This window comes from Haemophilus parainfluenzae, assembly GCF_014931375.1.
In the GTDB taxonomy this organism is placed as follows: Bacteria; Pseudomonadota; Gammaproteobacteria; order Enterobacterales; family Pasteurellaceae; genus Haemophilus_D.
The window spans coordinates 1,340,194-1,360,531 of the sequence record NZ_CP063117.1 but is presented as its reverse complement, the minus strand read 5'-3'; the positions used below and the strand labels follow the sequence as shown (position 1 = coordinate 1,360,531).

The 20,338-nt window shown below is 40.0% G+C and carries 17 protein-coding genes; 9 read left to right on the top strand and 8 right to left on the bottom strand.

Annotated features, from left to right (window positions below; all coding sequences use genetic code 11):
• Positions 1 to 271: 271 nt before the first annotated feature.
• Complete coding sequence (yedE, locus tag INP95_RS06630) at positions 272 to 1,495, top strand: selenium metabolism membrane protein YedE/FdhT (protein WP_197560380.1); 1,224 nt, start codon at positions 272 to 274, stop codon at positions 1,493 to 1,495.
• Between the two features lie 40 nt (positions 1,496 to 1,535).
• Positions 1,536 to 1,805 carry a sulfurtransferase-like selenium metabolism protein YedF gene (yedF, locus tag INP95_RS06625; RefSeq protein ID WP_005696304.1) on the top strand — a complete coding sequence of 90 codons (270 nt, stop codon included), beginning with the start codon at positions 1,536 to 1,538 and terminating at the stop codon, positions 1,803 to 1,805.
• An 89-nt stretch (positions 1,806 to 1,894) separates the two neighbouring features.
• Here yedF and INP95_RS06620 read toward each other — a convergent pair whose 3' ends face one another.
• The 6 genes from INP95_RS06620 to rsmI form a co-directional block, all read right to left on the bottom strand.
• Positions 1,895 to 2,254, bottom strand: coding sequence for a hypothetical protein (locus INP95_RS06620; protein ID WP_049375985.1), 360 nt, complete (start codon positions 2,252 to 2,254; stop codon positions 1,895 to 1,897).
• A gap of 165 nt (positions 2,255 to 2,419) precedes the next feature.
• A complete protein-coding gene (locus tag INP95_RS06615) occupies positions 2,420 to 2,779 on the bottom strand; it encodes a hypothetical protein (RefSeq protein ID WP_049375984.1) in 360 nt (119 codons plus the stop codon).
• A 149-nt stretch (positions 2,780 to 2,928) separates the two neighbouring features.
• A complete protein-coding gene (gene pntB, locus INP95_RS06610; RefSeq protein WP_014065528.1) occupies positions 2,929 to 4,308 on the bottom strand; it encodes a Re/Si-specific NAD(P)(+) transhydrogenase subunit beta in 1,380 nt (459 codons plus the stop codon).
• 10 nt (positions 4,309 to 4,318) lie between these two features.
• Positions 4,319 to 5,860, bottom strand: coding sequence for a Re/Si-specific NAD(P)(+) transhydrogenase subunit alpha (gene pntA, locus INP95_RS06605; protein WP_197560379.1), 1,542 nt, complete (start codon positions 5,858 to 5,860; stop codon positions 4,319 to 4,321).
• Between the two features lie 308 nt (positions 5,861 to 6,168).
• Positions 6,169 to 7,617, bottom strand: a complete 1,449-nt coding sequence (gene tldD / locus INP95_RS06600; protein WP_197560378.1) for a metalloprotease TldD — start codon at positions 7,615 to 7,617, stop codon at positions 6,169 to 6,171.
• Positions 7,618 to 7,698: 81 nt separating this feature from the next.
• Positions 7,699 to 8,547, bottom strand: a complete 849-nt coding sequence (rsmI, locus tag INP95_RS06595; RefSeq protein ID WP_197560377.1) for a 16S rRNA (cytidine(1402)-2'-O)-methyltransferase — start codon at positions 8,545 to 8,547, stop codon at positions 7,699 to 7,701.
• Between the two features lie 69 nt (positions 8,548 to 8,616).
• Here rsmI and INP95_RS06590 point away from each other — a divergent pair, with 69 nt between their 5' ends.
• The 7 genes from INP95_RS06590 (at position 8,617) to lysS (ending at position 17,532) form a co-directional block, all read left to right on the top strand.
• Positions 8,617 to 10,338 (top strand): penicillin-binding protein activator, encoded by a 1,722-nt coding sequence (locus tag INP95_RS06590; RefSeq protein WP_197560376.1) that lies wholly within the window; start codon positions 8,617 to 8,619, stop codon positions 10,336 to 10,338.
• Positions 10,339 to 10,341: 3 nt separating this feature from the next.
• Complete coding sequence (locus INP95_RS06585; protein ID WP_197560375.1) at positions 10,342 to 10,701, top strand: YraN family protein; 360 nt, start codon at positions 10,342 to 10,344, stop codon at positions 10,699 to 10,701.
• A gap of 12 nt (positions 10,702 to 10,713) precedes the next feature.
• On the top strand, positions 10,714 to 11,298 hold the full coding sequence (locus INP95_RS06580; protein ID WP_197560374.1) for a D-sedoheptulose-7-phosphate isomerase: 585 nt from the start codon (positions 10,714 to 10,716) through the stop codon (positions 11,296 to 11,298).
• 90 nt (positions 11,299 to 11,388) lie between these two features.
• Entirely contained in the window at positions 11,389 to 11,970 is a 582-nt protein-coding gene (gene dolP / locus INP95_RS06575; protein WP_197560373.1) for a division/outer membrane stress-associated lipid-binding lipoprotein, read from the top strand.
• A gap of 274 nt (positions 11,971 to 12,244) precedes the next feature.
• A complete protein-coding gene (gene nrdA, locus INP95_RS06570) occupies positions 12,245 to 14,515 on the top strand; it encodes a class 1a ribonucleoside-diphosphate reductase subunit alpha (RefSeq protein WP_197560372.1) in 2,271 nt (756 codons plus the stop codon).
• Between the two features lie 94 nt (positions 14,516 to 14,609).
• The gene (nrdB, locus tag INP95_RS06565; RefSeq protein ID WP_014065539.1) at positions 14,610 to 15,740 is read left to right on the top strand and encodes a class Ia ribonucleoside-diphosphate reductase subunit beta; all 1,131 of its coding nucleotides are present in this window, start codon (positions 14,610 to 14,612) and stop codon (positions 15,738 to 15,740) included.
• A gap of 283 nt (positions 15,741 to 16,023) precedes the next feature.
• The gene (lysS, locus tag INP95_RS06560) at positions 16,024 to 17,532 is read left to right on the top strand and encodes a lysine--tRNA ligase (protein WP_049370475.1); all 1,509 of its coding nucleotides are present in this window, start codon (positions 16,024 to 16,026) and stop codon (positions 17,530 to 17,532) included.
• Between the two features lie 136 nt (positions 17,533 to 17,668).
• Here lysS and INP95_RS06555 read toward each other — a convergent pair whose 3' ends face one another.
• Both INP95_RS06555 and INP95_RS06550 read right to left on the bottom strand, forming a co-directional pair.
• Positions 17,669 to 18,814, bottom strand: coding sequence for a 5-methyltetrahydropteroyltriglutamate--homocysteine S-methyltransferase (locus INP95_RS06555; RefSeq protein ID WP_197560371.1), 1,146 nt, complete (start codon positions 18,812 to 18,814; stop codon positions 17,669 to 17,671).
• A gap of 199 nt (positions 18,815 to 19,013) precedes the next feature.
• The gene (locus tag INP95_RS06550; protein ID WP_232088510.1) at positions 19,014 to 20,270 is read right to left on the bottom strand and encodes an ISL3 family transposase; all 1,257 of its coding nucleotides are present in this window, start codon (positions 20,268 to 20,270) and stop codon (positions 19,014 to 19,016) included.
• Between the last annotated feature and the right edge of the window lie 68 nt (positions 20,271 to 20,338).

Below are 20,338 nucleotides of genomic sequence, written 5' to 3'. Positions count from 1 at the left end.
GTCTTCGTTTTTTTAATTGAAAAATTGATATTGAGGAAAAAATAAAGGCTATAGATTGACTTTATTCTCTCATCTTAAAATTCAAAATTACCCACAAATAATTATCCCTCCCCTCGTGCATTAACAAAAAACAAATGCTATTATCTTGCTCGACAATTCATTTGTCTTATATCGCAAGTTTTGTGTATAGGAAAATGGCAGACACTTCAAAATATCTTCATTTTATACCGCACTTGCAAATCATCATTTCATTTTAAGGATTTACTCACTCATGAAAGAGATTTTGCAGCAATTCAAACAAAATTATCTGATCAAATACTGGAATCCTGTCGCTGCAGTTATTGCTGCCGGACTCATTTCAGCTTATTACTTTGGGGTAACTGGCACTTATTGGGCGGTTACCGGGGAATTTACCCGTTGGGGTGGACATGCTTTGCAAGCGCTAGGCGTCGACGTATCCGACTGGAGCTATTATAAAATTATCGGTATGCAAGGCACGATCTTCACCCGTATTGATGGTGTAATGATCTTAGGTATGTTCGCCGGTTGTATTTCTGCTGCACTTTGGGCAAATAATGTGAAATGGCGTAACCAGCCGCACAAACGCCGTATTGTTCAAGCGCTCATTGGTGGTGCATTAGCCGGTTTCGGCGCTCGTTTGGCAATGGGCTGTAACCTTGCCTCTCTCTTTACGGGTATTCCACAATTTTCGGTTCATGCTTGGTTCTTTACTATTGCGACTGCTGTAGGTACTTATGCCGGGGTAAAAGTCACCTTACTTCCGATGTTTCGCGTGAAATTAGAATTGAAAAAAGGCGCAGCAAAACTACAAGAAACTGACCCGAAACAAGCTAATCGTCGTTTCTGGATTGGTATGGTGGTCTTTTTTGCCTATCTTATCACTTCCCTTTATGTGATGACAAACTCAGTTAAACTGGGTTTTGCGATGCTTTGTGGGTTAGCTTTCGGCTTATTAATTGAACGTGCTCAAATCTGCTTTACATCGGCTTTCCGTGATTTATGGGTAACCGGCCGTGCTTATATGGCAAAAGCCATCATCTTCGGTATTATCGTGGGTACGCTTGGCGTATTCAGCTACATTCAATTAGGCGTACCAGCAAAAATCATGTGGGCGGGTCCAAATGCCATTATCGGTGGTTTATTATTTGGCTTCGGTATTGTGTTAGCGGGCGGATGTGAAACCGGTTGGATGTATCGCTCAATGGAAGGTCAAGTTCACTTTATGTGGGTGGGTGTGGGCAATGTTGTTGGTTCAACCTATTTAGCCTACGCATGGGACGATCTTGCCCCTGTGCTCGCATTAGATTACGAAAAACTTAACTTATTGAAATCCTTTGGTCCTGTTGGCGGTTTATTAGTGAATTACGGCTTGCTTATTCTCTGCTTAATCGCTGTTGTTTGGTGGGAACGCCACTTCTTGAAAAAAGCCAAAGCTAAAATCGCAGCAGAGAATCCACAAGCTTGTGGTTGCTAATTAAATATTAACGAATTCATTCCAAAAAGAGGACATTATTATGGCATTTACCGTTGTTCAAAAATTAGATAAAGATCCAAAAGACATCACCCCAGATTACACGTTAGATACGCTAGGTGAACCTTGCCCGTATCCAGCAATCGTAATGCTCGAAACCATGCCGCAATTGCAAAAAGGCGAAATTTTAGAGCTATTAAGTGACTGTGCCCAATCTATCAACAACATTCCTGTTGATACTAAAAACCACGGTTACACACTATTAAGCGTAGAACAAGATGGCACCAAATTACGCTATTTGATTCAACGTTAATGTAAAAAAGTGCGGTCAATTTTGACCGCACTTTTATATTTAATAGAAAGAAATATCGAGAAATAAACGAGAGTTGTGATACCTAATACTTACCCCCAAGGCTTAGCATCAGGTTTGCTATGTTTTTTTCGCCACTGAATACATATAGGTCTATTCCACATTGTTCTTTCTTCGCAGATTGGTCCGCCTTTTAAATACCAGCCTTTTTTCTCTAAACAAAGATTCACCTCCGGCTCATCACTTTCACCGGTAACAAAATCCATACCACAATCCGACATATCTTTTTTTCTTCTATCAAGAAATTTAGTTAAAACATCAGGATCTGAATCAGGAAATAATGCATCTGCATTATGTAAGCGCCAATGATCATGTGGTGGCGGAGGCTGAAAACCACCAAAAGAACAACCAAACAAAGTTAGAGATAATAATAGTAGTAATGTAAATCTCATTTTATCGTTTCCTCGCCTATTTTGATTTTGGGGAAGTTAGTGTATAACTGCTTGGAACTCGATTACTTAATCATATAAACACTAAAGAAACATACAGAAAATAGCGCTTTAATATTTTATAGAAAGAAAAATCGAGAAATAAACGAAAGTTGTAACACCTAATACTTACCCCCAAGGCTTAGCATCAGGTTTGCTGTGTTTTTTTCGCCATTGGGTACATATTGGACTATCCCACATTAGTCTTTCTTCACAAACTGGACCGCCTTCTAGATACCAACCTTTTTTCTCTAAACAAAGATTTACTTCTGGATTAATACTTTCCCCTGTCACATAATCCATACCACAATCCTTCATATCTTTTTCTTTTCTATCAACATATTTAGTTAAAACATTAGGATCTGATTCAGGGAATAAAGCATCTGCATTATGCAATCGCCAATGATAATGTGGTGGCGGAGGTTGAAACCCACCAAAAGAACAACCAAACAAAGTTAGAGATAATAATAGTGGTAATGTAAATCTCATTTTATAGCTCCCTCGCCTATTTTGTTTTCAGGAAGTTAGTGTATAACTTCTTAAAGTTAGGTTATTTAATCATATAAGCACTAAAAAACATATAAAAAAACCGCACTTTAATCTCTCAAAGTGCGGTTAGTTTTACTTCAGTTTTTTACTTATTTGTTTAATGCTGTAAGAATGTCATCTACACGTTCTTTTGCATCACCAAAGAGCATTTGAGTGTTTTCTTTGAAGAATAATGGGTTTTGAACGCCTGCGTATCCCACCGCCATTGAACGTTTGAATACGATAACGTTTTGTGCTTTCCATACTTCTAACACTGGCATACCTGCGATTGGGCTGTTTGGATCTTCCATTGCAGCTGGGTTTACGGTGTCGTTTGCACCGATAACCAATACCACATCGGTATCCGCGAAATCATCATTGATTTCATCCATTTCAAGCACGATGTCATAAGGTACTTTCGCTTCCGCTAAAAGCACGTTCATATGACCAGGTAAACGACCTGCAACAGGGTGAATACCAAAACGTACGTTAATACCACGCTCACGCAATTTCGCCGTAATTTCAGCCACTGGATATTGCGCTTGCGCTACCGCCATACCATATCCTGGAGTGATGATTACAGAGCTTGCATTTTTGAGCAATTCAGCCACTTCTTCTGCCGTTGTTTCACGGTGTTCGCCTTGTTCTTCATCAGAAGATACTTGAACATCATTACCAAAACCACCTGCGATAACGCTGATAAATGAGCGGTTCATCGCTTTACACATAATGTAAGAAAGAATCGCACCAGAAGAACCCACTAATGCACCGGTAACGATAAGCAAGTCATTGCTCAACATGAAACCCGCTGCAGCTGCTGCCCAACCAGAATAAGAGTTAAGCATTGAAACCACAACCGGCATATCCGCACCACCGATAGATGCCACTAAGTGCCAGCCGAATGCAAGAGCAATCGCGGTCATGAGTAACACTGGGAAGATATTATCTGGGTTGTTTAAGAATGCCACCATCAAGAAAGCGGAAACCACTAATGCCGCTAAATTTAATTTATGGCGATGTGGCAACATTAATGCTTTTGAATTGATTTTGCCGCTTAATTTACCGAATGCTACGATAGAACCCGTGAATGTTACCGCACCGATAAAGATCCCTAAGAATACTTCAACGTTATGGATATTCATTAACACAGGATCAGTTTCGTGTGTTAAGCCGTAGCTGTTAAAGCCTACGAGCACTGCGGCTAAACCCACAAAGCTGTGAAGAATCGCAACAAGTTCAGGCATTTCAGTCATTTCAACTTTTAATGCACGTTGAACACCAATCACGCCACCGATGATCATCGCAATGATGATCCATAATGTGCCTTCTGATTGCGGGCCGAAAATGGTTGCAACAAGGGCAATTGTCATACCGACAATACCATACCAACAACCGGCTTTTGCCGTTTCATGTTTAGAAAGACCGGCTAAGCTCATAATGAAAAGTAATGCAGCGATAATATAGGCTGCTTGTACTAAACCTTCAGACATCGTCTTCTCCTTAACCTTTTCTAAACATCGCCAACATACGTTGGGTTACACGGAAACCACCAAAGATGTTGATGCTTGCCACCAAGATTGCCACAAAGGCTAATACATCAATAAAGAAGTTGCCTGTTGGTTGTCTAATTTGCAGTAATGCACCCACAATGATAATACCTGAAATCGCATTGGTTACCGCCATAAGTGGGGTGTGTAAAGCGTGGCTGACGTTCCAAACCACGTAGTAACCAACTACACAAGCCAATACGAATACGGTGAAGTGAGAAAGGAATGCTGCTGGCGCCACAGATGCAAGCCAGAGGAATAATACACCTACACCCGCCATCACACCGTATTTGATGCGAGGATCAGCTGGTTTTTCTTCCTCTTTTTTAACCGCACTTTGTGCCGCTTTCGCTTCTTGTTTTGGTTGTGCTGACACTTGGATTTGTGCTGGTGGAATTTCTTCCCCATCACGTACCACAGTCACACCACGTAATACCACATCGTCAAAATCGATATTGATCTTGCCGTCTTTTTCTTTACAAAGTAGTTTTAATAAATTAACTAAGTTTGTACCGTAAAGTTGGGAAGATTGTGTTGGTAAACGACTTGGGAAATCGGTGTAACCAATCACTTTCACTTGGTTTTCAGTGGTGACCACTTTACCTGCTTCAGTGTAAGCACAGTTACCGCCTGTTGCAGCCGCCAAATCCACCACCACAGAACCTGGTTTCATGGAATCAACCATTTCTTTTGTGATCAAACGAGGGGCTGGTTTACCTGGAATCGCCGCGGTGGTAATAATGATATCCACTTCTTTCGCTTGTTCCGCATAAAGCTCCATCGCGCGACGGTTAAATTCTTCTGACATTACTTTCGCGTAACCATCGCCGCTACCGCCTTCTTCTTTGAAATCAATTTCTAAGAAAGATGCGCCCATACTTTGTACTTGTTCTTTTACTTCTGGACGAGAGTCAAAAGCACGTACAATCGCACCAAGGCTATTCGCTGCACCAATCGCTGCTAGACCTGCGACACCCGCACCAATGACTAACACTTTTGCTGGTGGCACTTTACCTGCTGCAGTAATTTGTCCGGTGAAGAAACTACCAAACTCGTGAGCGGCTTCAATCACTGCACGATAACCAGAAATATTCGCCATAGAGCTTAATGCATCAAGCGCTTGCGCACGGGAAATACGTGGCACTGAATCCATCGCTAATACATTAATTTTTTTCGACGTGAGTTTTTTCATTAAATCCGGATTTTGTGCGCGCCAAATGAAGCTCACAAGTGTTGCACCTTCCTTCATTTGATCAATTTCTGCATCCGTTGGTGGATTCACTTTAAAAATCACATCCGAATGCCACACTTCTGAACTTGAGCCAATTTTTGCGCCGGCGTCGATAAATGCTTGGTCTTCAAAACTTGCTTTGAATCCCGCATCGTGTTCTACGATGACGTCAAAGCCCAGTTTTAAGATCTGCTGAACCGTTTTTGGCGTCGCCGCCACACGATTTTCGCTATCAAGCAGTTCTCTAGGTACACCAATTAACATAAATGTTTCCCTCTGGTTGATGAAATTTCAGACAAACTCACGCCTGTCCCTGTCTCTTAAATGACAAAAAGTCATGCGACGGTAAATGTATCACTTATTGTGGTTATTTGGGGAATTTTTTTAACTGGTTTTACAAGATATTGTGATAGGGATCATAAAAGAATCGAGATAAATGCGCAGGGTGTTTAACTTTTAGCCTAACGCAATGATTATTCATCAGAAACTGACTAATCAAAAATAGATGAAAAACGGACCGCACTTAGATATGAAGGAAATAAAAAGCCCAATATGATTATCGGGCTGTATGTTTAATTGGTTCCACCAACGGTGATTTCATCTATTTTCAAGGCTGGCTGGCCAACACCGACCGGCACACTTTGGCCATCTTTGCCGCATACACCAATACCAAGATCTAAGTCTGTTTTATCGGCCACCATAGAAACCTTTTGCATCACATCTATACCGCTACCAATTAACGTTGCACCTTTAACTGGTTTAGTAATCTTACCTTTTTCAATGAGATAAGCTTCAGATGTCGAGAACACAAATTTACCCGAGGTGATATCCACTTGCCCACCACCAAAGTGCGGTGCATAAATACCACGATCGACAGAAGCGATTAAATCTTCAAATTTGCTTTGACCTGCTAACATATAGGTATTGGTCATGCGTGGCATTGGTAAATGTGCATAAGACTCACGGCGACCATTCCCTGTTGGTTTCACATCCATTAATCGCGCATTCAGTTTATCTTGCATGTAACCTTGCAAAATCCCGTCTTTGATTAAAACGTTGCACTGACTTGGTACACCTTCATCATCAATGGTTAAAGAACCACGGCGGTTTGGCAATGTGCCATCATCCACAATTGTACATAATGGCGACGTCACTAACTCACCAATTTTTCCTGTAAATAAAGAGCTTTCTTTACGGTTGAAATCCCCTTCTAAACCATGTCCCACTGCTTCATGAAGCAATACGCCAGGCCAACCTGCCCCTAATACCACAGGCATTAATCCTGCTGGCGCTGCGACTGCACTTAAATTCACAAGGGCTTGACGAACCGCTTCTTTTGCAAAATTAACGGCACGAATGTCCCCATTTACCACTTCAAAGAACCAATCTAAGCCAAAGCGTCCACCTGAACCACAGCTACCACGCTCACGTTTACCATCTTCTTCCACGAGAACAGAAATGGATAAACGCACAAGCGGGCGAATATCTGCAGCAAGTGTGCCATCTGTTGCGACCACTAACACTTCTTCATAAATCGAGCTTAATGCCGCTGAGACATGCGTAACACGAGGATCTTCAGATCGCGCTGTACGATCCACTAAGTGTAATAACTCGATCTTTTTCTCTTTACTTAAACTTTCTAACGGATTAATCGCTGCATAACGCTGAACCGCATTCACCGCATTAAATGCTTGAGGCGAAATTAAATTGCCTTCTTTAATTTGTGCGATACCTTTTACGGCCGCTGCACATTGTTGTAATGAGGCTAAATTGATTTGGTCAGAATACGCAAAGCCTGTTTTCTCTCCAGAAACTGCGCGCACACCAACACCGCGATCAATATGAAAGCCACCTTCTTTAATAATACTGTCTTCTAATACCCAGCTTTCATCTTGGCTTAATTGAAAATAAAGATCCGCATAATCAATATGACGATGTGACATCACATCAAAAATATTAAGCAATGATTGATGCGATAAATTGCTTGGTGCAAGTAAGGTATCTGAAACCTGTTTTAACATTTGTTCTCCGAAATTTATAAAAATTAATTCTGCCAAATCTCCCCTAGTCCCTCTTTGCTAAAGAGAGAGATAGTTTTTTGACTAATCTAAATTATCCAATCCAAATTGGTATAAGGCATTTTTCTTATAACCATAAAGTTCTGCCACAATCGCCGCAGCCTTTTTTAAAGGTAATTCTTTAGCTATCAACGTGAGCGCTTTAATTGCTTGTGGTGCAAATTCGTCGCTATCTTCTGATTTTGGTTTACCTTCCACGATTAACACCATCTCACCTTTTGTGCGATTCGGATCTTCATTTAACCATTGACGAAGATCACTTAATTTATCCCCTGCAATGGTTTCCCATGTTTTCGTAATTTCACGAGCAAGTACAACATAGCGTTCGCCGCCTAATACATCTTGCATATCGGCAAGGGTATCTAAAATGCGGTGAGTTGATTCATAGAAGATCAAAGTGCGGTCTTCTTCCGCAACGTTTTCTAACTTATCTTTACGCGCCTTGGTTTTGGCCGGTAAAAAGCCTTCAAAGCAAAAACGGTCTGACGCAATGCCCGATGCACACAATGCAGTAATTGCTGCACAAGCGCCTGGTAATGGTACTACTTTAATGCCTACCTCACGACATTGACGCACTAAATGAAAACCCGGATCGCTAATCAAGGGCGTTCCTGCATCTGAAATTAATGCAATATTGGTACCTTGTTTTAGCTTTTCTACCAACACATGTGCTTTTTCTTGTTCATTGTGATCATGCAAGGCGAAAAAAGGCTTTTTGATACCATAATGACTGAGCAATAAACCACTGTGGCGCGTGTCTTCCGCAGCAATTAAATCCACTTGTGAAAAGGTCTCTAAAGCACGTTGTGTAATATCTTGTAAATTCCCGATTGGCGTAGCGACAATATATAAAATTCCGGTTAAATCATTCATTTTTGTTTGCTTTTACATTGTGAGATAAGTAAGATCGCCCATTATTGATTTATTCATTATGGAGCGAATATGTCTATTCTATTACAAGGCGGTCGTTTTAAAAAACGTTTAATGCCGATTTTATTGTCTGTTGCATTAGCAGGTTGTTCTAACTTATTCGGTAGCAGCTTTACCCAAACATTACAACGTGATGCCAATGCGAGTTCTGAATTTTATATGAACAAATTAGGGCAAACACAGGATAAAGAAGATCAACAAACATACAAACTCTTAGCCGCTCGTGTATTAATTTCTGAAAATAAAGTACCCCAAGCGGAAGAGTTATTAACGGAGTTAGTTGACTTAAACGAAGCACAACAATTAGATCGTACGTTAATTGAAGCGCGCATCGCCGCAGCAAAAGGTAATAATGATGTTGCTGAAGGTAAATTACGTGCACTCGATCTGACTAAATTAAGTCCATCACAAAAATCTCGTTATTACGAAACCTTTGCTCAAACAGCAGAAAATCGTAAAGACGTGATTGAAGCGGTAAAAGCACGCATCAAAATGGATGAAAATTTAACAGACATGCAACGTCGTAAAGATAATGTTGATAAAACTTGGTCATTACTCCGTTCTGCGAATGCCGCTGTCATCAATAATGCCTCAGATGAAGGTAGCGTGGCATTAGGCGGTTGGCTCACCTTAATTAAAGCTTATAATGACAACATCCGTCAGCCAGTACAACTAAGCCAAGCGTTACAAAGCTGGAAATCAGCTTATCCAAACCACGTTGCGGCAACCTTTTTCCCTAAAGAGCTAGAAAGCTTGTTGAATTTCCAACAAACGAATTTAGCTCAAATTGGTTTAGTCTTACCTTTAAGCGGCGATGGCCAAATTTTAGGTACAACTATCCAATCAGGTTTTAACGATGCAAAAGGTGACTCAACTATTCCAGTACAAGTGTTTGACTCATCAACTACCCCGATTAATGACATTATTACGCAGGCAAAAGCATCGGGTATTAAAGCATTAGTGGGTCCACTACTTAAACAAAACGTCGATGCCATCATTGCGAATCCAAGCGCAGTACAAGGCATGGATGTGCTCACATTAAATGCAACAGCAAATACTCAAGCAATTAACCAAGTCTGTTATTACGGTTTATCTCCAGAAGATGAAGCTGAGTCCGCTGCAAACAAAATGTGGAAAGATGGTATTCGCAATCCAATTGTTGCCATGCCGCAAAATGATTTAGGACAACGTGTAGGAAACGCATTCAACGTGCGTTGGCAACGTTTAGCGGGTACAGATGCGAATATTCGCTACTATAACTTACCGGCTGACATTACCTACTTCTTCCAAGGTGCGCCGCAAGATACAAGTGCACTTTATGTCATCTCTTCACCAGATGAATTGGCTGAAATTAAAGGTTATTTAGATACCAGCAATCCGAATGTCCGTATTTATGCAAGCTCTCGTTCTAACGCAGCAAGCAATACACCAGAATACTATGCGAAAATGAATGGCGTTCAATTTAGTGATATTCCATTCTTTAAACAAAGCGATTCTTCACAATATCAAAAAGTGGCTGGCTCAACCGGTGGTGAATTCCAATTAATGCGTTTATATGCAATGGGTTCTGATGCATGGTTGCTCATCAATCACTTTAATGAATTACGCCAAGTGCCAGGTTATACCTTAAGCGGTTTAACCGGTCAGCTTAGTGCTGATTCAAACTGTGATGTGGATCGCGATATGACATGGTATCAAGTACAAGATGGTAATGTGGTAGCGGTTGCGAACTAATCCATGTTTTCATTAAAACGTCAACAAGGGGCGGGCTTTGAACATCAAGCCCGCCTTTTCTTAGAGTCTAAAGGTCTCAAATTCATCGTGGCGAATCAACATTTCAAATGCGGTGAATTAGATCTCGTTATGCAAGACGGGCAAACCATTGTTTTTGTTGAAGTACGTCAACGATCTAGTTCAGCATTTGGATCCGCTGTTGAAAGTGTGGATTGGCAAAAGCAACAAAAATGGCTGAATGCTGCAAATTTATGGCTTGCCCAACGCGACCTAAGTCTCGAAGATGCAGATTGTCGTTTTGATCTTATCGCCTTTGGAAAAACTGCCAGTGATATCCAATGGATTCCTAATTTTCTCGATTAACCTTTTCCGATTATGTTACAAAAAGTTAAAGATATTTATAGCGAAAGTATTCAGATTCAAATCTCTGCTTCGAGCCTATTATCAGAAAATATTGCAAGTGCCACACAAATGGTCATGCAATGTTTGTTAAGTGGTCATAAAGTGATTGCCTGTGGCGTCGCTCGCTCTTACGCGAATGCTCAATTCTTAGTGTCAAATTTGCTTAATCGTTACGATTTTGAGCGTCCTAGCCTACCATCCGTACACCTTAGCCTTGAAAGTGCGGTCGGTTCTTCACTGGTTTTTGATCAACCTATCGAGCAGCTTTATCAACATCAATTCAACGCTATCGCGAAGCCCGGTGACTTATTGATCGCTTTTGCCCCTTTAGGAACAGAAAAAGCCGTGCTAAATACGATTTCTAATGCAGTCAATAAAGAAATTCAAGTGATTGCTTTAACGGGTTCAAATAACGATGCTATTCAAGGTGTATTGGCTGAAACAGATTTAGAAATCTCCATTCCTGCCACTAAAGAAACACGTATTTTAGAAAATCATTTATTTGTGATTAATGCACTTTGTGAGCTTGTTGATAGCACACTTTTCCCAAGAGCTTGACATTAAAAGATTTTCTAACTAGAGTGTCTCTTAGACTAATTGACAAATTAGTTGACTCAACTCATTTTAATAAATAAGGAGATTATTAATATGAAACTAACCCAATTTAAAAAATTAGCCTTCATACTTGGCACATCAATTATATTACAAGGCTGTGCTGCTGCAGTTGTTGGTGGTACTGCTGCGGGCGCAAAAGTCGCGACAGATCCTCGAACAATGGGTACTCAGATAGATGATGAAACCCTAGAATTAAAAGTTGGGCACGCATTAGATAAAGATGCGCAAATTAAATCAGAAGGTCGTGTTAATGCTGTTTCTTACAGTGGTCGCGTATTGTTAATTGGCCAAGTTCCTAATGGAAGTGTAAAAGAAACAGCTACCAGTCTTGCAAAAGGTGTAGAAGGTGTAAACGACGTATACAATGAATTACGTGTTGGACCAAAAATTACTTTTGGACAAATTACAAAAGACAGTTGGATTACGACGCAAATTAAATCTAAACTTTTCGTAGGCGATAATGTAAAAGCAACAGATGTGAAAGTGATCACCGAAAATGGTGAAGTATTCTTACTCGGAAACGTCACTCAATCACAAGGTGACTCAGCGGCAGAAATTGCAAGTAAAGTATCTGGTGTTCAAAAAGTCGTCAAAGTATTTAAATACTTGAATTAATTAAATTTTCGAACGTTGAAGTGCGGTCAAAAATCATCTCGTTTTTGACCGCACTTTTTTCTTTACAAAAATTTACAAAAAAGATCCCGCCTAAAAAAACATCACTTTAAAGATAAGTTATTTATTTTAAATGACTTATCTTTTGTCAATAATCTAAGTAAAAAATTTACTGCTTGAATTCAATTTTAAAACACTCTATCTTGTGCAGCGTCATTTTCCATAACACTATATCTTGTGTTTTATTCAATTCATTTCTCTAGTAGGTTTATCTCCCATGAACAAAGGATTAATGGTTACGAAGCGCGATGGTACGCTTGAACAAATCAATTTAGACAAAATTCACCGTGTGATTACTTGGGCGGCTGAAGGCTTGGAAAACGTCTCCGTTTCTCAAGTTGAATTGCGTTCTCATATTCAATTCTATGAAGGTATTCGCACCTCCGATATTCATGAAACGATTATTAAAGCAGCAGCAGACCTAATCAGCAAAGATACCCCTGATTATCAATATCTTGCTGCACGCCTTGCCGTTTTCCATTTACGCAAAAAAGCGTATGGCCATTTTGATCCGCCTCGTTTATACGATCATGTGAAAAAATTAGTGCGCATGGGCAAATATGATCCTGCCCTTTTAGCCGACTATACTCGTGAAGAATGGGATGAAATGGATGGGTTTATTGATCACTGGCGTGATATGACCTTTTCTTATGCCGCAGTAAAACAATTAGAAGGAAAATACTTAGTTCAAAACCGTGTAACCGGTGAAATCTATGAATCTGCACAATTCCTGTATTTATTAGTGGCAGCGAGCTTATTCTCAAAATATCCACAAGAAACCCGTTTGGATTACATTCGTCGTTTCTACGATGCAACCTCAACCTTTAAGATTTCTTTACCAACGCCTATTATGGCGGGGGTTCGTACGCCTACGCGTCAATTCAGCTCTTGCGTATTGATTGAATGTGGTGATAGCTTAGACTCTATCAACGCTACCTCTGCAGCAATCGTGAAATACGTTTCACAACGTGCGGGTATCGGGGTAAATGCGGGTGCAATTCGTGCATTAGGTAGCCCAATTCGTGGCGGTGAAGCCTTCCACACTGGCTGTATTCCATTCTATAAACACTTCCAAAGTGCCGTCAAATCTTGTTCACAAGGTGGCGTACGTGGCGGCGCGGCGACAGTTTACTACCCGATTTGGCATTTAGAAGTTGAAAGCTTATTAGTATTGAAAAATAACCGTGGTGTGGAAGATAACCGTGTGCGTCATATGGACTACGGCGTACAATTAAACAAATTAATGTATCAACGCTTAATCAAAGGCGCGGATATTACTTTGTTTAGCCCTTCAGATGTACCTGGACTTTATGAAGCCTTCTTTGCTGATCAAGATAAATTTGAAGAACTTTATGTGAAATACGAACAGGATCCAAATATCCGCAAACGCTCTGTAAAAGCCGTTGAGTTATTCTCTTTATTAATGCAAGAACGTGCATCAACCGGTCGTATTTATATCCAAAACGTGGATCACTGTAATACTCACTCACCGTTTGATCCACTTGTTGCACCAGTGCGTCAATCTAACTTATGTTTAGAAATTGCATTGCCAACTAAACCATTACAACATTTCCATGATGAAAATGGTGAGATTGCCCTTTGTACACTTTCAGCGTTCAACTTGGGTAAATTAGATGATTTAGACGAGTTAGATAACTTAGCGGATCTTGCAGTACGTGCATTAGATGCATTACTGGATTACCAAGACTACCCTGTTCCAGCGGCGAAACGCTCTTCATTAGGTCGTCGTTCACTGGGTATCGGTGTAATTAACTATGCGTATTATTTAGCGAAAAATGGCGTGCGTTATTCTGATGGCTCAGCGAACGATTTAACTCACCGCACATTTGAAGCAATTCAATACTATCTATTGAAAGCCTCCATGAACTTAGCGAAAGAATTAGGTGCATGCGAATACTTCAATGAAACCAATTACGCGAAAGGTATTTTACCAATCGATACCTATAAGAAAGATATCGATAGCTTAACGCAAGAACCATTGCATTATGATTGGGAGACGTTACGTCACGAAATCAAAGAATTCGGTTTACGTAACTCGACCTTAACCGCATTAATGCCGTCAGAAACCTCTTCACAGATTTCTAACGCAACAAATGGTATCGAGCCTCCACGTGGTCATGTAAGTATTAAAGCATCAAAAGATGGTATCTTAAGACAAGTTGTACCGGATTATGAAAACTTAAGTGATAACTACGAGTTACTTTGGGATATTCCAAGCAATGATGGTTACTTACACTTAGTGGGCATCATGCAAAAATTCGTAGACCAAGCGATCTCTGCAAATACTAATTACGATCCAAAACGTTTTGAAGACGGTAAAGTACCGATGAAAGTATTGTTAAAAGATCTTTTAACCGCTTACAAATACGGCTTAAAAACCCTCTACTATCAAAACACCCGTGATGGTGCGGAAGACAGCCAAGAAGATTTAGATGACGGCTGTGCAGGCGGTGCTTGTAAGATTTAATCATTTAGGTGGGCTTGTTTACAAGTCCGCCTTTTGATATTTTAGGCAATCAATCATTAAGTGGGTAAAAGCCCGCTATAAGTAAGGATATAACATGGCATATACTACTTTCTCACAAACTAAAAACGACCAATTAAAAGAGCCGATGTTCTTTGGTCAAAACGTTAACGTTGCGCGTTACGATCAACAAAAATATGAGACGTTTGAAAAGCTCATTGAAAAACAACTTTCTTTCTTCTGGCGTCCGGAAGAAGTGGATGTGTCACAAGACCGTATCGACTATGCCGCGTTACCTGAGCATGAAAAACATATTTTCATCAGTAACTTAAAATATCAAACTTTATTAGATTCTATTCAAGGTCGTAGCCCGAACGTGGCGTTGTTGCCGTTAGTGTCGATTCCGGAATTAGAAACCTGGATCGAGACATGGACGTTCTCCGAAACCATCCACTCTCGTTCTTACACCCACATTATTCGTAACATTGTGAACGATCCGTCTATTGTGTTTGACGACATCGTGACGAACGAAGAAATCATCAAACGCGCACGCGATATTTCTTCTTACTATGACGATTTAATCCGCGACAGCCAACTTTACAGCCTGTACGGCGAAGGCACTTACACCGTGGATGGCAAAGAATGCGTCGTCACATTGCGTAATTTGAAAAAACAACTTTACCTTTGCTTAATGAGCGTCAATGCGCTTGAAGCCATTCGTTTCTATGTGTCTTTCGCGTGCTCCTTTGCCTTTGCGGAACGTCAATTAATGGAAGGCAATGCGAAAATTATTAAATTTATCGCACGTGATGAAGCCTTACACTTAACGGGTACACAGCACATTTTAAACATTATGGCTGCAGGTCAAGACGATCCTGAAATGGCTGAAATTGCAGAAGAATGTAAACAAGAAGCCTATGATTTATTCTTAGCGGCAGCGGAACAAGAAAAAGAATGGGCGGATTACTTGTTCAAAGATGGGTCAATGATTGGTTTGAACAAAGATATTTTAGTGCAATACGTGGAATATATCACGAATATCCGTATGCAAGCCGTTGGGCTTCCATTACCATTTGGTGCACGTTCTAACCCGATTCCATGGATTAACGCATGGCTTGTTTCTGATAACGTACAAGTAGCGCCACAAGAAGTTGAAGTGAGTTCTTACCTTGTTGGTCAAATTGACTCTAAAGTCGATACCAATGATTTCGGTGATTTCGATCTTTAATTAATCATTCTACGCAAAGAGCGGTCAGTGTTTTCTGAGTTTAAAACCTTTGGAAAATTGACCGCTCTTTTGTTTGCATGAATATCAAGACATGGTGATAAACGTTTTGGTTAAAAAAATAGCACAATTTCGCTTTCCTACCTTTATCGCTAACACTTTCCCTATAAAACAGATGACTTCATTAAAAAAGGCTTAACAAAAAACCATGCTATGGGTAGAATAGAAGAAACCTGTTTATTTTCAATAAATCACATTCTAATTACAAACTAGCGAGGTAAAGGATATGTCAGAACAAGAAGTGAAAGAATTAGATCTCAATGGCGAAATGCTCGTTCGCCGTGAAAAATTAGCCGCATTACGCAAAAAAGGTAATGCGTTCCCGAATCAATTCCGTCGTGACGCCCTTGCTCAAGATTTACATGATAAGTACGAAGCCGAAGATGGTGAAGTATTAAAAGAAAAAGCGATTGAAGTTGCCGTTGCAGGTCGTATTATGACCCGCCGTGCAATGGGTAAAGCCACCTTTATTACCTTGCAAGATATGAGTGGCAAAATCCAATTATATGTTGCTCGTGATAACCTTCCTGAAGGCGTTTATGCTGAAGATGTCGGTAACTGGGATTTAGGCGATATCATTGGGGTGAAAGGTACACTTTTCAAAACCAAAACCAATGAATTAACCATCAAAACAACGGAAGTTCAACTTTTAACCAAAGCACTTCGTCCGTTACCAAACAAATTCCATGGTTTAACCGACATGGAAGCCCGTTATCGTCAACGTTACTTAGATTTAATTTCTAACGAAGAATCTCGTCGTACTTTTGTGATTCGTTCCAAAGTGGTGGCGGGTATTCGTGAATTCTTTATTTCTAAAGGCTTCATGGAAGTTGAAACTCCAATGCTACAAGTGATTCCAGGCGGTGCGTCTGCTCGTCCATTTATCACGCACCACAATGCATTAGACGTTGATATGTATCTTCGTATTGCGCCAGAACTTTACTTAAAACGTTTAGTGGTTGGTGGGTTTGAACGTGTATTTGAATTAAACCGTAACTTCCGTAATGAAGGGGTTTCTGTTCGTCATAACCCAGAATTCACCATGCTTGAATACTACCAAGCTTATGCGGATTATCACGATTTAATGGATAATACCGAAGAATTATTGCGTAAATTAGCAATTGATATTCTTGGTACCACCATTGTGAAATACGGTGATTTAGAATTTGACTTCGGCAAACCATTTGAACGTATTACATTACACGATGCAACTATTAAATACGGTGCAGATAAAGGTATCGTAAAAGAAGATCTTTATGATTTCGATCGTGCAAAAGCAACCGCTGAACGCTTAGGTATCGAAGTACAAAAATCTTGGGGCTTAGGCTCTATCGTGAATGCGATCTTTGAAGAAGTGGCTGAACATCACTTAATTCAACCAACCTTCTTAATGGCACACCCTGCAGAGATTTCTCCGCTTGCACGTCGTAACGATGAAAACCCTGAAGTAACAGACCGTTTTGAATTATTCATCGGTGGTCGTGAAATTGGTAACGGTTTCTCAGAATTGAACGATGCTGAAGACCAAAACGAACGTTTTGATGCACAAGTTGCAGCGAAAGAAGCAGGTGATGATGAAGCGATGTTTAAAGATGATGACTTTGTTGTTGCACTTGAACACGGTTTACCACCAACAGCAGGTGAAGGTTTAGGTATCGACCGCTTAGCAATGCTTTATGCTAACGCACCATCTATCCGTGATGTGATCCTATTCCCTGCTATGCGTCAAAAATAATTAAGTTTAAATAACATAAAAGGAAGTCTACGGACTTCCTTTTTTATTGTCTAAAAGTCCGGTCATTTTTAACCGCACTTTCATAAAAAAAGAGATAACCGCTTTCACCGTTATCCCTTTTACATTCCAATTGAAATTATTTACCCCAAACTTCTTCCGCGATACTACGGATAAATTCGAGTTTCTTCCATTGTTGCTCTTCAGTCAGGATATTACCTTCTTCTGTTGAAGCAAAACCACATTGTGGACTTAAGCAAAGTTGATTGATATCCACATATTGTGCCGCTTCTTTAATACGAGCAATAATTTCATCACGGTTTTCTAACTCACCCGATTTTGAGGTTACTAATCCTAACACTACTTGTTGATTCTTAATAAAGCGTAAAGGTTTGAAATCGCCTGCACGATCACTGTCATACTCCAAGAAGAAACCATCTACATTACAATGACCAAATAAGGTTTCTGCGATAGGCTCATAACCACCTGCCGAGAACCACGTTGAACGGAAGTTACCACGACAAATATGCATTGTAATCGCTAAATCAGCTGGTTTCGCAGCCACGATTTTGTTTAACATATACACATAATCTTTGGCAATTTGATCTAAATCTAAACCACGTTCAGTATAGGTTTTACGTTTATCTTCCGCACAGAATTCGCCCCAACTGGTATCATCCAACTGTAAATTGCGGCAGCCTAATTTATAGAAGATATTCATCGCATCAATATAAGCACCAGCAATATCATCTAATAACAACTGATTGTTATCTTTATAACATTCAATTGGCTGATAATCTGTGGCACGTACGGTACAAATTAAATGAAGCATAGACGGAGAAGGAATCGTTAATTTAACTTCAGTCTCCCCTGCCATTTTTTGCAATGAGCGGTAATGTTCAACGAAAGGATGGCTCTCTGAAAAACCGATCTTATCCACAATTTTTAACGTTTTCGGGCGGACATTATCGTGTTTAAATTGCACTGAGAATTTCTCCGCATCCACTTCTTTCACACCATCTAATGCGGCTAAGAAATCTAAATGCCAAAACGTGCGACGAAATTCACCGTCGGTCACTGCATGCAATCCGACATTTTTTTGATGCTCTACCAATTTTGCAATTTCTGCATCTTCAACTTGCGTTAAATCAGCACAAGAAATATCACCACAACTACATTGATAACGAGCCTGTTTTAAAGCCTCTGTGCGTAAAAAACTGCCTACAATATCAAAACGATATGGCGCAGAAGTACGAATAGTAGCATTGGGAAAAAGTTTACTCATTTTGCTTTCCTATATTTAATTAATTCTAAGATAGACTGAGTGTAACAAAATTAACGTCTTCATTAAAGATTAGACGTCTAGATGGATGTGAATTTTATTGTGATTTTATATGAATGGAATTGATATAAAATTTAAAAAGAAAAGTGCGGTTAATATTCCTGATAATTTTGGGTATTCGGATTTTATGGTGGAAAAGGGCTTATAAATCACCCTTCTCCAAATTCTTAATAAGTGTGGAAAAATCGACACCTAAGTTGTCTGTAATGTCGTGATCATTCACTTCATACCAATTGAAAGTATCGTATAACATAGCTTTATTGAAAGCACTTGAATTAAATCGTGGCTTACGCTTTTTATGGAGCTTCTCATTGAAAAGGATTTTGGCTCGTAAGGCATCAAACGAGTAACCTCTACCCATTCGCTCTACCTGCCTAATAATGCTGTTAATTGACTCCGTATAAGCATTAGTGAGCCTTTTATCAAAGTAGTTGAATATTTCAACATGCCAGTTGTCTACGGCTCTCACGAGGTCTTTATATGCGTCTTTAGAGTTGCTGGACATACAACGGTGTCTCCATTGACTATAACGAAGATGACCTTCATCTGGATCAGGAGTATCCCATATCCAGTAAAACTCTTCTTTGAGTTCATAGGCTTCTTTTAAAGCAGGAAGATTACCTAACCAAGTATCTAAGAGGAATGATTCACGTTCATTTAGATCGTGTTTACGCTTTAGAAGGATAAACCTTTCACGCATAAGGGTACGTCTTTCTTTTTGGCTCATATGGGCTTTCAAAGACTTTCTGACGTTATCTAAGGCTTGATTAGCCATTCTAACTACATGAAACTTATCTACGACAACTTTAGCGTGTGGAAGGATAGTGTTCACTGCGTCTTTGTAGGGCTTCCACATATCCATTGTGACGTACTCAATGTAAGTCCTGTCACTGATTTCTGAAAGACGTTGGATGACTGTTTCCTTGTTACGGTTAGGCTTGATGTCATAAATAGTCCTGCGTTCAATATTAGTCAATACAAGCCGAGGTCTACGGATAATATGTATCTCGTCTATCCCAAGCCACTTAGGAGTTTCAAACTGGTATTCACGTTCTTTGAGTGCCACATAGTCCTTAAAAACGTTCCTAATGGTTTTCTCGTCAACACCAACGCTTTCTGCGACTTCTACAAAGGTCTTAGACATGGATTGCTCTTGAATGGACTTTAAAAGCCTTTTGGTCATACTACGCTTTTCATCTACAGATATTAGGCGTTCCCAGAAGGTAGATCCGCATTCACGACACTTGTATCGTCTACGGTTCAATTGTAAGCCCACTCGCTTTAAACGAATGGGCAAATCCATAATTAGTTGATTTCTTGAACTGTGTTTGTACAACTTGTCAAAACCACATTCAGGACAACGTTCAGGTGGTCCGACTGCTTCAACTTTAAACATCATATCGGTTTCATTTTATTGTGGCGGTTCTATTGTTTTAATGTCTGGTAGGGATAATAAGTCTGACATAT

What these genes read in the sequence shown, in the direction of transcription:
- yedE (WP_197560380.1), top strand. Translation starts at nt 272, where the DNA reads ATGAAAGAGATTTTGCAGCAATTCAAACAAAATTATCTGATCAAATAC.
- yedF (WP_005696304.1), top strand. Translation starts at nt 1,536, where the DNA reads ATGGCATTTACCGTTGTTCAAAAATTAGATAAAGATCCAAAAGACATC.
- INP95_RS06620 (WP_049375985.1), bottom strand. Translation starts at nt 2,254, where the DNA reads ATGAGATTTACATTACTACTATTATTATCTCTAACTTTGTTTGGTTGT.
- INP95_RS06615 (WP_049375984.1), bottom strand. Translation starts at nt 2,779, where the DNA reads ATGAGATTTACATTACCACTATTATTATCTCTAACTTTGTTTGGTTGT.
- pntB (WP_014065528.1), bottom strand. Translation starts at nt 4,308, where the DNA reads ATGTCTGAAGGTTTAGTACAAGCAGCCTATATTATCGCTGCATTACTT.
- pntA (WP_197560379.1), bottom strand. Translation starts at nt 5,860, where the DNA reads ATGTTAATTGGTGTACCTAGAGAACTGCTTGATAGCGAAAATCGTGTG.
- tldD (WP_197560378.1), bottom strand. Translation starts at nt 7,617, where the DNA reads ATGTTAAAACAGGTTTCAGATACCTTACTTGCACCAAGCAATTTATCG.
- rsmI (WP_197560377.1), bottom strand. Translation starts at nt 8,547, where the DNA reads ATGAATGATTTAACCGGAATTTTATATATTGTCGCTACGCCAATCGGG.
- INP95_RS06590 (WP_197560376.1), top strand. Translation starts at nt 8,617, where the DNA reads ATGTCTATTCTATTACAAGGCGGTCGTTTTAAAAAACGTTTAATGCCG.
- INP95_RS06585 (WP_197560375.1), top strand. Translation starts at nt 10,342, where the DNA reads ATGTTTTCATTAAAACGTCAACAAGGGGCGGGCTTTGAACATCAAGCC.
- INP95_RS06580 (WP_197560374.1), top strand. Translation starts at nt 10,714, where the DNA reads ATGTTACAAAAAGTTAAAGATATTTATAGCGAAAGTATTCAGATTCAA.
- dolP (WP_197560373.1), top strand. Translation starts at nt 11,389, where the DNA reads ATGAAACTAACCCAATTTAAAAAATTAGCCTTCATACTTGGCACATCA.
- nrdA (WP_197560372.1), top strand. Translation starts at nt 12,245, where the DNA reads ATGAACAAAGGATTAATGGTTACGAAGCGCGATGGTACGCTTGAACAA.
- nrdB (WP_014065539.1), top strand. Translation starts at nt 14,610, where the DNA reads ATGGCATATACTACTTTCTCACAAACTAAAAACGACCAATTAAAAGAG.
- lysS (WP_049370475.1), top strand. Translation starts at nt 16,024, where the DNA reads ATGTCAGAACAAGAAGTGAAAGAATTAGATCTCAATGGCGAAATGCTC.
- INP95_RS06555 (WP_197560371.1), bottom strand. Translation starts at nt 18,814, where the DNA reads ATGAGTAAACTTTTTCCCAATGCTACTATTCGTACTTCTGCGCCATAT.
- INP95_RS06550 (WP_232088510.1), bottom strand. Translation starts at nt 20,270, where the DNA reads ATGATGTTTAAAGTTGAAGCAGTCGGACCACCTGAACGTTGTCCTGAA.